This is a genomic window from Mycobacterium sp. NPDC050041 (genome assembly GCF_049541695.1).
In the GTDB taxonomy this organism is placed as follows: domain Bacteria; phylum Actinomycetota; class Actinomycetes; order Mycobacteriales; family Mycobacteriaceae; genus Mycobacterium.
On sequence record NZ_JBMVDG010000008.1, the window covers coordinates 133424 to 146602 of the forward strand.

A 13179-nucleotide genomic window follows, 5' to 3' on the forward strand; every position below is an offset into this window, starting at 1 on the left:
AGCCTGTCGACGTGGCCGAATCGCAGCTCGAAGCACCCGCCGACGGCCGGATCCGCGTCCCGGCCGATCTGGACGCGGTCACCACCGCCGGCGCCGAAGACCACTCCGGCATCGACCCGGCGGCTGTCGAGCGGATCTGGGCCGCGGTCCGGTACTGGTACGCCGCCGGGATGCATCCCGCGATCCAGCTGTGCCTGCGTCACAACGGCAGGATCGTGCTGAACCGGGCCATCGGCCACGGCTGGGGCAACGGTCCCGACGATCCGCCGGACGCCGAGAAGGTGCCCGTCACCCCGGACACGCCGTTCTGCGCGTACTCCGCCGCGAAGTTCGTCACCACCACGGTGGTGCACATGCTCGTCGAGCGCGGCGTGCTGTCCCTCGACGACCGGGTGTGCGACCACCTGCCCGAGTACACCGGCCACGGCAAGGAACGCACCACGATCCGGCACGTCATGACGCACAGCGCCGGCGTTCCCATCTACACCGGCCCGCGCGTCGACCTCAAACGCATGGACGACAGCGAGTACACGCGTCAGATGCTCGGGAGTCTGCGTCCGCTGCACCGCCCCGGACTGGTGCACATCTATCACGGGCTCACGTGGGGCCCGTTGATCCGGGAAATCGTCGGCGCGGCCGCAGGACGGAACATCCGCGACATCCTGGCCACCGACATCCTCGAGCCGCTGGGCTTCCGGTGGACCAACTTCGGCGTCGCACCGCAGGACGTCCCGAAGGTCGCGCCGAGCCACGCGACGGGCGTTCCGCTGCCCGCGGCGATGCAGAAGGTCTTCCAATTGGCCACCGGCGGACCGCTGCACAAGATCATCCCGTTCTCGAACAGCCCGCAGTACCTGACCAGCGTGCTGCCGTCGTCCAACACGGTCTCCACCGCCGACGAACTGTCCCGATTCGCCGAGCTGCTGCGTCGCGGCGGCGAACTCGACGGCGTGCGGGTGACGGCGCCCGAAACCGTCTACGCGGCCACCCGCCCGTGCCGGCGACTGCGTCCGGATGTCGCGGTCGGGCTGATGCCGCTGCGCTGGGGCACCGGGTACATGCTCGGGTCGAAGCGCTTCGGCCCGTTCGGCCGCAACGCCCCGGCGGCGTTCGGCAACCTCGGCCTGACCAACGTCGCGGTGTGGGCCGACCCGGAGCGCGGACTCGCGGCCGGACTCATCAGCAGCGGTAAACCGGGGCAGCACCGCGAGGCCGACCGCTACACCGCTCTGATGGACCGCATCGCCGAAGACATCCCCCGCAGCGGCATTCGAAGGTAACAATTCGGTCACCGCGCACATCACGATCATTTAAGAGTCGGGCGGCGATTCTGAGGAATTCGGCCCGGTCTGCGGATGCGCTTATCGATACCGCCGTTATTGAGGCGCATGTCACGCCCTGATCATGTAACGCCTCCGGGAGGCGTTTCCGCAGGCCCGCGGCTCGCGTTTGGCACCCCGACCATTCGGCTACCTTGGTTTGCGGGGGCGGGGGATTCGCACCAAATCAATTCGCAATACGAAGGACGAGTGATCATGAATTCGAGTGGTAACACCGTGCGCCGGAGAATCGCCGGCGCGAGCGCAGGCATCTTGTTCGGGGGCCTGGCCGCAGCGACCATCGCAGCGCCGAGCGCCGTCGCGGCGCCTGCCCAGTGCAACGCCGACCAGGTGGCCAACACGGTCAGCAACGTCACCGGCGAGGCGCGCAACTACCTGGCCGCCCACCCGGGTGCCAACCAGGCGGTCACCGCGGCGTTCACCCAGCCGCGTCCGCAGGCCGACGCCAACCTGCGCGGGTACTTCACCGCGAACTCGCAGGAGTACTACGAGCTGCGCGGGATCCTCGCGCCGATCGGCGAGACGCAGCGTCAGTGCAACGTGACGGTGCTGTCGCCGGAGCTCGCGTCGGCCTACGACCAGTTCATGGCCGGCTAGATCCAGCAGTAGCGCGAAAGACCCGCCGCCGCAGCCCCCGCTGCGGCGGCGGGTTTCTTCGTGCCGGAAGCCGGACTCAGAGCGGACGGTTGGTGCGCACTCCGCGGTAGATCCCGCGGCGCACGATGAGCGGCAGCAGGATTCGCTCCACCGACCAGGCCGGGAACCGGAATGCCTGCCCGCTGGGGGCGAACACCTGCAGCCCGTCGGCCTGCACGCCGAGCACCGAACCCCAGCGCCGCTTCGGCGCCCGGTACTCCTTCAGGGTGCGGCCCTCGAACTCCGCGATGACGTTGTGCGCCAACAGTTTATCCGCGCGGTTGCGCGCGGAGGTGCGCAGCGGATCGGTCGCCGCGACGTCGCCGACCGCGAACACCCCCGGCTGGTGCGGCACCTGCAGCGTCGGCGTGACGCGCACGAAGCCCTGCTCGTCGAGCAGCTCGCCGGGCAGCCATCCGGTGTTCGGTCGCACCCGCCCGATCGCCCAGAGCACCGCGTCGGCCGAGGCGGCGGGCTGGCCACTGGACCAGTGCACGGGCCCGTCGGTGATCTGGTCGCACGCGAAGCCGTCGGGCACCAGCGCACGGTGGCCCGGGTGCAGCGCGACCCCGAACTCCTCGAGCCGCCGCCGGACCCGCCGCCACACCCCGTCGTGGTGGTGCGGCAGCGCCCGCTCGCCGGGGAAGTACAGTCCGACCCGCTTGGCCGGCCACGTCGCGGCCACGTTAGCGGCGGTGCTGACGGCGGCCGCTCCCCCACCGATCACCATCACGGTGCCCGCGCCGGCCAGCCGGTCGTGGGCCGCGCGCAGGTCCGCCCCGACGGCGCCGGCGTCCTGCACCGTCGACTGCCGCCAGAAGCCGTTGGTCACCCCCGTCGAGATGACCAGTGCGTCGTAGGGCTCGGCGTGCACCGCGCCGTCCGCGCCGCGCACGCCGAGCGTGCGCGCGCCGAGGTCGACACCGGTGATCTCGCCGTGCACAGTGCGCACCCGGTCCAGGCCGCGCAGCCGGTCGAACGGGATCCAGTAGTCACGCGCCCAGTCGTGCGGCCGGCTGAGCCGGGTGCCCAGTTCCTGCCCGCTGAGCAGGCCGGGCTTGACCGAGATGCCCACCACGTCGGCCCGGCGTGCCAGCTTGATCGCGGTGAGCACCCCGGTGTCGCCCAGGCCCGCGACGACGACGCGCTTGCGACTCACCGTCGGGTCACCTTCACCAGCACGCCTGCCAGGCTAGGCGGTTGCGCACGGGTGGCCGCATCGGCCGGCCGTCATTAAGCTGGCGGCTTCCCCACCGGCCGAGGAGCGCACATGCCCGCTGATGCCACAGCCGCGCCCCCGCCTGCCGCGCCGAGGCCCGCCGGGCACATCCGGCTGACCTCCCACAGCGGCGGTCTCGGGGCCCCACCGCTGAACTGGGGTGCGCCGACGGCGGCCGAGCGCGGTCCCGTGGTCGGCACCACCATCAACCGCGGGCACCGCAACGTGATCGGCACGCACAGCGGGTCCTACAGCGTCTACCGCGCACTGGCCGTCGCCGCGGGCGCGCTGTCACGCGATCACCGCGCCGACCTCACCGACACCTCGCCCACCGACCGCATCGGCCCGCACCCGCAGTGGGGCGACCCCGCGCGGATCGTCAGCCTCGATCCGTGGGGCGCCACGGTCGGCGAGGTGTTCGCCGCCGAACTGGCCGCCGGCTACGACATCCGGCCCACGATCGCGGTCACCAAGGCGCACGTGGTGCTGCCCGAGATCGCCGACGCGATCGCCAGGGGGCGGCTGGAACCGGACGGCCGCATGCTGCTGGAGGGTGGCGCCGCGCTCGTCACCAAGGCGGCGATCGAGCCGGTGTGGCACCTGCCCGGGGTGGCGCAGCGGTTCGGTTGCAGCGAAACGGATCTGCGCCGGGTGCTGTTCGAGGAGACCGGAGGCATGTATCCCGAACTCGTCACCCGCTCCGACCTCGAGGTGTTCCTGCCCCCGATCGGCGGCCAGACGCTGTACATCTTCGGCGACCCGGGCGATCTCGCGGACCCAGCCGTCGAGCTGACCGCGCGGGTGCACGACGAGTGCAACGGCTCCGACGTGTTCGGCTCCGACATCTGCACCTGCCGCCCATATCTGACGCACGCCATCGAGGAGTGCGTCCGCGGCGCCCAGCACGGCGGCGTCGGCCTGGTGAGCTACTCCCGCAAGGAGGGCCGCGCGCTGGGCGAGGTGACGAAGTTCCTGGTGTACAACGCCCGCAAGCGGCAGGTCGGCGGCGACACGGCCGACCAGTACTTCGCCCGCACGGAATGTGTTGCCGGCGTGCAGGACATGCGCTTCCAGGAACTCATGCCCGACGTCCTGCACTGGCTGGGTGTGACCAAGATCCACCGCCTGGTGTCGATGAGCAACATGAAGTACGACGCGATCACCGGATCCGGCATCGAGGTCGGCGAGCGGGTGAACATCCCCGACGAGCTGATCCCCGCCGACGCCCGGGTGGAGATCGACGCGAAGACCGCCGCCGGTTACTTCACTCCGGGACCGGTGCCCGACGCCGCCGAACTCGCGAAGGCCAAGGGCCGGGGCCTCGAGGCGTGAGCACGGTCGCCGTCACACCCGACACCGCCACCGCGGACGGCGCCGCCACGGCGCTGCGCTCGCCGGCCGTCATCCGGGAGCGGGCGCGCCATCTGCTCGATCGGGCCCGTTCCGGCGGTTCGCGGTGGTTCGTCGTCCGTGACGACGCGCTGCCGCACGCCGCCACCGAGGTGGCCGCCGTGACGCGGAACCGTTTCCCGGACTTGCGGATTCCGTACCACAGTCGGTGGCGGCACTTCGAGGCCGGCGGCGTCGACCGCAGACAGCGCCTGGAGTCGCGCCTCACCGGCTACGAGCCGGTTGCGCGCGCCCGCACCATGATCGACCTCGCGGTGGTGAGCGTCCTGCAGGACGCCGGGGCCGGGCCGGAATGGGTGTTCCGGGAACAGGACCGGACGTTCACGCGCTCGGAGGGACTGGCCGTCGCCGGGATGCACGCCTTCGAGTCCGGGCTGTTCTCCTCCGACCCCGACGATCCGTACCGGGTCGACGCGGCGGCACTGCGCGCGCTGACGACCGACGCGCTCGCCGGCGCCTTCCAGGCGGGGCCGGACAACCCGCTGCTCGGCCTCGACGGTCGCGCCGAACTGCTGCGCCGCCTCGGTGCGGCGCTGGCCGGACGGCCGGACGTCTTCGGTCCGCAGGGCCGCCCCGGCGGGCTCTTCGACGCGCTCGCCGCCGGCGGGCGGCTCTCGGCTCCGACGCTGCTGGCGCAGCTGCTCTCCACGATGGCGCCGATCTGGCCCGCGGACAACGCCATCGGCGAACAGCGGCTCGGTGACTGCTGGCGCCACGACGCGGTGCCCGGCCCGGGGCTGACGGCGGGCTGGATGCCGTTCCACAAACTGTCGCAGTGGTTGACCTATTCGCTGCTCGAGCCGTTCGAGTGGGCAGGGGTGCGGGTGGACGACGTCGACGCACTGACCGGATTGCCCGAGTACCGCAACGGCGGCCTGCTGCTCGACACCGGCGTCCTGCAACTGCGCGACGCGGCGTGGACCACGCAGACCTGGCGGCCCGGCGACGAACTGGTCGTCGAATGGCGTGCCTTGACGGTGGCACTGCTCGACGACCTGGCGCCCCTGGTGCGTGCGGAACTCGGTGCGGGCGCACAGGACCTGCCGCTGGCCTGCATCCTCGAGGGTGGCACCTGGGCCACCGGCCGGGCACTGGCGGGCCGGCTGCGTGGCGGGCTACCACCGTTGACGGTCAGCAGCGACGGGACGGTGTTCTGACATGACAGGGGTCCACCTCGTCGAGCACCCGCTGGTGCAGCACAAGCTGACGCTGATGCGCCGGAAAGAGGCGTCCACGAACAGCTTCCGCCGGCTGCTGCAGGAGATCTCGGCGCTGATGGCCTACGAGGTGCTGCGCGACATGCCGATGCACGACATCGAGATCGAGACACCGCTGGAGACGATGACCAGCCGGGTGATCGACGGCAAGAAACTCGTCTTCGTGTCGATCCTGCGCGCGGGCACCGGCATCCTGGACGGCATGCTGAGCGTCGTGCCCGCCGCCCGGGTCGGCCACATCGGCCTCTACCGGGACCCGAAAACGCTTGTCGCCATCGAGTACTACTTCAAGATGCCGGGCGATCTCAACGAGCGCGACGTGGTGGTGGTCGATCCCATGCTGGCCACCGGCCATTCGGCGGTGGCCGCGGTGGAGCGGCTGAAGGAGTGCTCACCGCGGTCCATCAAGTTCGTCTGCCTGCTCACCTGCCCCGAGGGGATCCAGGCTCTGCAGGACGCCCACCCCGACGTGCCGATCTACACCGCAGCAATCGATCGCCGGCTCGACGAGCACGGGTACATCGTTCCCGGTCTCGGCGACGCCGGCGATCGCATGTTCGGCACCAAATAGCCGGAAGAGAAACTCAGGCGGCGGTGAGGCCCACCAGCGCGTCGTCGACGGTGGAGAACAGCGCCAGGTCGTCGTTCAGGCCGAGCACCGTGATGGGCCGGGAGGTGACCGGTCCGGCGGCGACCACGCCGAACCCGGCAGCCGCCGAGCCCCAGCGTGCGGCGAGCAGCGAATTGATGCCTGCGGCGGCCAGGAAGCGGACACCGGTGAGATCGACGATCACCCCGCCCGCCGGCTTCTCGCTGCACGCCTGCTCGATCGCGGTGGTCAACTCCGCGGCGGTGCGCATGTCGACGCACCCGCCGACACTGATGACGATGGCCGATCCCAGCCGGGCCTCGGTGAGTTCGATTCCTGGAAGCGTTGTGGTGGTGCTCGAAAGAGAGATGCGTCCGTCCATGAGGGATTCCTCGGACTTCCCGGCGCATTCAGCGCCTTGATGGCGTCGTCTCGACGCCCGGTACTGCAGAGGGCTACGTCCCAACCCGTTGCAAGGTCATTCGTGGGAGTTCCACAGGTCGTCGGCCGCGAGGGCCGGTTGACCGCTGTACCCCACGCTACGGCAATCGGCATCCACAAGCCAGGGGGGCGTCAATATTCGGTGATGAGCCCTCCTACCAGCCACGATTGCCGTTACGGCGTCGTATCGTCTGTCTCGTGAACCTCGACGAGCTGCACTGGTTCGTGGTCCTGGCGCAGACCCAGCACATGACCGATGCGGCCGCCGAGTTGCGGATCACCCAGCCGACGCTGTCCCGCGCGCTGGCCCGGCTGGAGGACCGGGTCGGCACGCAGCTGTTCGACCGGGTGAACCGGCGGCTGCGCCTCAACGTGTACGGCGAGATCATGCTCGAACACGCGCAGCGCAGCATCGCCGAGATCGCCTCGGCCACCGATCGGATCTCGGCCCTGCGCGACCCGGACGGCGGCACCGTGCGGCTGGCGTTCCTGCACTCGCTGGCGAGCTGGTTCGTGCCCGATCTGCTCGGCCGGTTCCGCACGGAGGCGCCGCGGGTGCGGATACTGCTGCGCCAGGCCGCGGCCTATGACATCGCCGAGTACCTCGGCGGCGGTCAGGTCGACCTGGCGATCACCGCACCACGGCCGGAGAGCGGCGAATTCGGCTGGCATCAGCTACATGTCGAGCGGCTGTGCCTGGTGGTCCCGCGCGATCACCGGTTCGCCGGACGGCGCAGGATCCGGCTCGCCGAGGCGGCCGACGAGCCGATCGTCGCGCTGGGTGAACAGTTCGCGCTGCGCGCGCTGACCGATCAGTTGTGGGCGGCCGACGGCGTGACTCCCCGGGTGGTGTTCGAGGCGATCGAGGTGCCCACCGTCGAGGGACTCGTGGCCGCGGGCCTCGGCGTGGCGGTGGTGCCCATGCCGCAGCCGCCCCGGGGTGAACCGGCCGCCGCGTACATCCCGCTGACGAACCCGCACGCCCGGCGGTCCGTGGGCGTCGCGTGGCACGCTGCGAGGCCGATGTCACCGGCGGCGCGCCGGTTCGCCGCATTCCTCGGCGCCGCCGTCTGACCATGCGTCACACGTATCACTGAGCATCGATACATGCATTGGACACATTGAACGGCCCTTCCTACCGTGTCCCGGGTGGCCACAGCCGTCGAACCGCTCCATCTCGACCGGGCTGGACACGCGCGCGGCACCCGCGCCTACCGCCGCGCGCTGGCCGCGCTGTTCTGCGCCGGCCTGGCCTCCTTCGCCCAGCTCTACGCGCCGCAGGCGGTGCTGCCGCAGGTCTCCGCCGAACTGGGCGTCACGGCGTCGCGGGCCGCACTGCTGATCTCCGTCGCCACCATCGGCCTGGCGGTCGGCGTCATCCCCTGGTCCCTGATCTCCGACCGGGTCGGCCGGGTCCGGGCGATGTCGGGCGCGGTGATCGCCGCGACACTGCTCGGACTGGTGACGCCGTTCGCACCGACCATGTCGCTGCTGCTGACCGGACGCTTCCTCGAGGGTCTGATGGTGGGCGCGGTGCCCGTCGTCGCGCTCACCTACCTCACCGAGGAGATCGACCCGCGCGACGCCGCCCGCGCCGCGGGCACCTACGTGGCGGGCACCACCATCGGCGGCCTCACCGGGCGCCTGCTCGCCGGGCCGGTCGCCGACGCCACGACGTGGCGGCTCGGGATCTTCTCGGTGTCGGTGTTGTGCGCCGTCGCGGCGGTCGCGTTCATCGCGCTGATTCCCGCACAGCACAACTTCACGGCCGGGTCGGCAGCAGGCGGTGGGGGCGGACTGCTGCGCCGGCTGGCCGTCAATCTGCGCTCACCGCAACAGCTCACACTGTTCGCGGTCGCGTTCATGCTCACCGGCGGCTTCGTCGCGCTCTACAACTTCCTCGGCTTCCGGCTGTCCGCGCCGCCGTTCGGCCTGCCGCACACGGTGATCAGCCTGGTCTTCGTCGCCTATCTGGCCGGCACCTGGTCGTCGGCCCGATCCGGTTCGGCGGCAGCGCGATTCGGGCGCAGGCCGGTGCTGCTGGCGGCGGCCGCGGTGATGGCGGTAGGCGTGGCCGCGACGCTGGCCTCCCATGTGGTCGTGGTGCTGGCCGGGCTGGTGGTCGCCACGGCCGGCTTCTTCGGCGTGCACGCGGTCGCCTCGGGGTGGGTTGCCAGGGCGGCCACCGTCGGCCGGGCGCAGGCCGCGTCGCTGTACAACCTGGCGTTCTACGCCGGATCCAGTGTGTTCGGCTGGCTGGGCGGGGTGATGCTCGACGGGTTCGGCTGGGCCGGTGTCGCGACGATGATCCTCGCGCTCGTAGCCGTCGCGGCCGTGTCCGCCGCCACCGTGCTCAGATGAGGGCGTCGATCGCCCGGTAGATGCGCTGCTCGCTGACGGGGCGCGGGGTCCCGAGCTGCTGCGCCCACAGGCTGACGCGCAACTCTTGGATCTGCCGCGCGATGTCGCCGACGTCGGCGGCCGCCGCCCGGCCGGGGGCGAGTGCGCGCAGCACCTCGTCGTAGGCCTGCTGCACGGCGTGCACCCTGGCCATCCGCTCCCGGTCGGCGTTCAGCGCGTGCGGCAACCGCTCGAGCCGCCTGCTGACGGCGGTCAGGTAGCGGGTCAGGTCGCCCAGGTGCGCGGCGCCGGTGGCCGCGACGAAGCCCCGCGGCAGCAGGCCGGCCAACTGGGCGCGGATGTCGGCGATCGACTCGGCCTGCGCCGCCGACGGCGTCTGCGGCAGTGCGAGTTCCGCGTCGTGCGCCGCGGCCAGCACCTTCTGCACGCGGCCGACGATGTCGAGCGTGGTCGGCACCAGAGCGCCCGCCACCCGGTCGCGCAGCGCGCCGAATTCGTCTCGCCGCCACACCGGGACGGGCGCCAGCGCGGCGACCGCGGCATCGGCACAGTCCTCGATCAGCGCCTGCAGTGAACCGTCGGGATTGGCGCCGAGCACCAGCCGGGTGCGGGTGTCGAGCGCGCGCTCCACCGCCTTGGCCGGTGACGGCGCCGAGAGCCGCAGCAGCCGGCGCAGACCGGGCGTCATCGCCGCGTTCTGCTCGGCCGCCGTCGCCAGCACCCGCACGTCCACCGCGGCGCCGGCGTCGACCAGCGCCGGGTATCCGCGCACCGTGCGGCCGCCGACGGTGCGCTCGACCGTGCGCGGCAACTCCTCCAGATCGTCGGGCCAGCCACGTAGTCCGCTGCGTTCGAGGTCTCCGGCGACCGCCTCGGCGACGGCCCGGCGCGCCGATCCGGCGAGCTCCTCCTGCAGCGCGTCGAGATCCTTGCCGCGGGCCACCTCGGCGCCGTCGGCGTCCTCGACGGCGAATGTCACCCGCAGGTGCGCGGGCAGTTTGCCGAGGTCGAACGCGTCGACGGGGACCAGCACCCCGGTGCGGCGGTGCAGCTCGCGCTGCAGCGCGTCGAGCAGCGGCTCCGTCCCGGGGTCGAGCGTGGACAGCACCGCACGCGCGGTGTCGGGCGCCGGGACGAAGTTGCGCCGCAGCGTCTTCGGCAGCGAGCGGATCAATTCGGTGAGCAGTTCTTCGCGGAATGCCGGTACCTGCCAGGCGAATTGGTCACCGCCGAGGCGGGCCAGCACGTCGACGGGGACGTGCACGGTCACCCCGTCGTCGGGCGCCGTCGGCTCGAAACGGTAGCTCAGCGGCAGCGACAGGTCGTCGGCCTCCCACCGGTCGGGCTGATCGGCGTCGACATCCCCGCGCAGCAGGTCGGCGCGCGTCAAGGTGAGAAGGTCGGCGGTCTTGTGGCGCTGCTTCTTCCACCACCCGTCGAAGTGCCGCACCGACACCACGTCAGCGGGCACGCGCGCGTCGTAGAACGCGAAGATGTCGTCGTCGGACACCAGCAGGTCACGCCTGCGGGTGCGTTCCTCCAGTTCGGCGAGTTCCGCACGCAGCCGCGCGTTGTCGCGGAAGAAGTGGTGCCGGGTCTGCCACTCGCCGTCGACGAGGGCGTGCCGGATGAACAGGTCGCGCGCCAGTTCCGGATCGTGCCGGGTGTAGTCGACGCGGCGGCGGGCCACCAGCGTCAACCCGTAGAGGGTGACCCGCTCGTAGGCCATCACGGCGCCGCGCTGGGCGTCCCAGTGCGGTTCACTGTGGTTGCGCCGCACCCGTTCTCCGGCGATACGCTCCACCGTCTCCGGCTGGACCCGCGCCGCGATGCGGCCGTACAGCCTGCTGGTCTCCACCAGGTCGGCCACCACGATCCAGCGTGGCGGCCTGCGGGTCAGCACCGAGCCGGGGGCCAGGACGAAGCGGGTGTTGCGGGCGCCGAGATACTCCCGCGACTCCTCCTGGCGCATGCCGACATGGGACAGCAGCCCAGCGAGCAGCGCGGCGTGTACCCGGTCCGGTTCGGCCGGCTCCTTGTCGTCCGACTCGACGATGCCCAGGTCGCGGGCGATGCTGCGCAGCTGGCCGTTGAGGTCCTGCCACTCCCGGATCCGCAGGTAGTGCAGGAACTCGTCGCGGCACATCCTCCGGAAAGAGCTGCCCGACCGCTCCTTTCGCTGCTCGCGCAGGTAGCGCCACAGGTTCAGGTAGCTCATGAAGTCGGACTGCTCGTCGGCGAACCTGGCGTGCTTCTGCCGGGCCGCCTCCTCGCGGTCGGCGGGGCGTTCGCGCGGGTCCGGAATGGACAGCGCGGCGGCCAGCACCAGCACCTCGCGCACGCAGCCCTCGGTGTCGGCCTGCAGGATCATCCGGCCGATGCGGGGGTCCAGCGGCAGCCGGGCCAGCCGGCGGCCGACGTCGGTGAGCGCGCCGCCCTCGTCGAAGGCGCCCAGTTCCTGCAGCAACTGCACGCCGTCGCGGATGCTGCGCGCATCCGGCGGATCCAGAAACGGAAACCGTTCGACGTCACCGAGTCCCAGTGCCGACATCTGCAGCAGCACCGCGGCGAGGTTGGTGCGCAGGATCTCGGGGTCGGTGTAGCGGGGCCGCGAGGCGAAGTCGTCCTCGGAGTACAGCCGGATGCACACGCCGGGCGCGACGCGACCCGAGCGGCCCGCCCGCTGCGCGGCCGATGCCTGCGAGATCGGCTCGATCGGCAGCCGCTGGACCTTGGTACGGCGGCTGTAGCGGGAGATGCGCGCAGTGCCGGGGTCGACGACGTAGCGCACCCCCGGCACCGTCAGCGACGTCTCGGCGACGTTGGTGGCCAACACGATCCGACGGTGAGATCGGCTGGGCGAGAACACTTTCTGCTGTTCGGCGGTCGGCAGCCGGGCGTACAGCGGCAGCACCTCGGTGTGCGGATCGAGCGCGGCCCGTAGGGCCTCGGCGGTGTCGCGGATCTCCCGCTCGCCGGAGAGGAACACCAGCACGTCGCCCGGTGGTTCGGCGGCGAGTTCGCGCACCGCGTCGACGATCGCCTCGGTCGGGTCGCGCAACTCGGTGCGCACCACCTCGTGATCGGGATCGTCGGGGTCGTCCCCGTCCGCCGCGGGAACGACGACCTCCAGTGGCCGGTAACGGATCTCGACGGGATAGGTGCGTCCGGACACCTCCACGATCGGTGCGGGCGTGCCTGCCGCGTCGGCGAAGTGGGCGGCGAAGCGCTGCGGCTCGATGGTCGCCGAGGTGACGATGACCTTGAGGTCGGGGCGCCGCGGCAGCAGTTCGCGAAGGTAGCCGAGTAGGAAGTCGATGTTGAGGCTGCGCTCGTGCGCCTCGTCGAGGATGAGGGTGTCGTAGCCGAGCAGCCTGCGGTCGCGCTGGATCTCGGCGAGCAGGATGCCGTCGGTCATCAGCTTGACCAGGGTGCGGTCGCTGACCTGGTCGGTGAACCGGACCGTGTACCCGACGGCGTCGCCGAGCGGGGTGCCGAGCTCGTCGGCGATGCGCTGGGCCACCGTGCGCGCCGCGAGCCGGCGGGGCTGCGTGTGGCCGATGGTGCCCCGCACGCCGCGGCCGAGTTCCAGGCAGATCTTGGGCAGCTGGGTGGTCTTGCCCGAACCGGTCTCACCGGCGATCACCACGACCTGGTTCTCCCCGATGGCGGTGGCGATCTCCCCGCGCAGATCACTGACCGGCAGATCGGGGTAGGTGATCGCGGGCACGGCCGCGGCACGGCTCGCGACGACCGCCTCACCGGTGGTGACCTGGGCGGCGAGCTGCGCCAGGCGGTCGTCGTCGACCGGGCCGCGCAGGTTCTTCAGCCTGCGGCCGATCCGCGCCGCGTCGCGGATGGTGAGCCCGTCGAGGCGGGCGCGCAACGCACGCACGTCGTCGCGGGGCTGATCGGACACTCCGACAAGGGTAGGCGGTGGAACGGGGTGGGCCGATCCGGTGTTGT

The 13179-nt window shown here is 71.4% G+C and carries 10 protein-coding genes; 7 read left to right on the plus strand and 3 right to left on the minus strand.

Annotation, left to right across the window (positions count from 1 at the left end):
* The first annotated feature begins 11 nt into the window (after nt 1–11).
* Complete coding sequence (gene lipE / locus ACPCHZ_RS22690; RefSeq protein WP_423486804.1) at nt 12–1280, plus strand: lipase LipE; 1269 nt, start codon at nt 12–14, stop codon at nt 1278–1280.
* Between the two features lie 255 nt (nt 1281–1535).
* Nucleotides 1536–1937, plus strand: a complete 402-nt coding sequence (locus ACPCHZ_RS22695; protein ID WP_423486805.1) for a heme-binding protein — start codon at nt 1536–1538, stop codon at nt 1935–1937.
* A gap of 76 nt (nt 1938–2013) precedes the next feature.
* Here ACPCHZ_RS22695 and ACPCHZ_RS22700 read toward each other — a convergent pair whose 3' ends face one another.
* Nucleotides 2014–3135: an FAD-dependent oxidoreductase gene (locus ACPCHZ_RS22700; protein WP_423486806.1), complete on the minus strand. Its 1122-nt coding sequence runs from the start codon at nt 3133–3135 to the stop codon at nt 2014–2016.
* 111 nt (nt 3136–3246) lie between these two features.
* On the opposite strand from ACPCHZ_RS22700, the gene ACPCHZ_RS22705 reads away from it, so the two are divergent.
* Genes ACPCHZ_RS22705 through upp form a run of 3 tightly spaced genes read left to right on the plus strand, consistent with a single transcriptional unit; the run spans nt 3247 to nt 6393 of the window.
* The gene (locus ACPCHZ_RS22705; RefSeq protein ID WP_423486807.1) at nt 3247–4527 is read left to right on the plus strand and encodes a GTP cyclohydrolase II; all 1281 of its coding nucleotides are present in this window, start codon (nt 3247–3249) and stop codon (nt 4525–4527) included.
* The gene (locus tag ACPCHZ_RS22710; RefSeq protein WP_423486808.1) at nt 4524–5762 is read left to right on the plus strand and encodes a URC4/urg3 family protein; all 1239 of its coding nucleotides are present in this window, start codon (nt 4524–4526) and stop codon (nt 5760–5762) included. Before ACPCHZ_RS22705 ends, ACPCHZ_RS22710 begins: the two co-directional genes overlap by 4 nt.
* 1 nt (nt 5763) lies before the next feature.
* Nucleotides 5764–6393, plus strand: coding sequence for a uracil phosphoribosyltransferase (gene upp / locus ACPCHZ_RS22715; protein ID WP_423486809.1), 630 nt, complete (start codon nt 5764–5766; stop codon nt 6391–6393).
* 13 nt (nt 6394–6406) lie between these two features.
* On the opposite strand, the gene ACPCHZ_RS22720 is transcribed toward upp, so the two are convergent.
* Nucleotides 6407–6793, minus strand: a complete 387-nt coding sequence (locus ACPCHZ_RS22720; protein ID WP_423486810.1) for an STAS domain-containing protein — start codon at nt 6791–6793, stop codon at nt 6407–6409.
* A 257-nt stretch (nt 6794–7050) separates the two neighbouring features.
* Here ACPCHZ_RS22720 and ACPCHZ_RS22725 point away from each other — a divergent pair, with 257 nt between their 5' ends.
* Nucleotides 7051–7926, plus strand: a complete 876-nt coding sequence (locus tag ACPCHZ_RS22725) for a LysR family transcriptional regulator (RefSeq protein ID WP_423486811.1) — start codon at nt 7051–7053, stop codon at nt 7924–7926.
* Nucleotides 7927–8001: 75 nt separating this feature from the next.
* The gene (locus ACPCHZ_RS22730) at nt 8002–9213 is read left to right on the plus strand and encodes an MFS transporter (protein WP_423486812.1); all 1212 of its coding nucleotides are present in this window, start codon (nt 8002–8004) and stop codon (nt 9211–9213) included.
* On the opposite strand, the gene hrpA is transcribed toward ACPCHZ_RS22730, so the two are convergent.
* The gene (hrpA, locus tag ACPCHZ_RS22735; protein ID WP_423486813.1) at nt 9206–13132 is read right to left on the minus strand and encodes an ATP-dependent RNA helicase HrpA; all 3927 of its coding nucleotides are present in this window, start codon (nt 13130–13132) and stop codon (nt 9206–9208) included. The two genes, ACPCHZ_RS22730 and hrpA, sit on opposite strands and share 8 nt — an antisense overlap.
* Between the last annotated feature and the right edge of the window lie 47 nt (nt 13133–13179).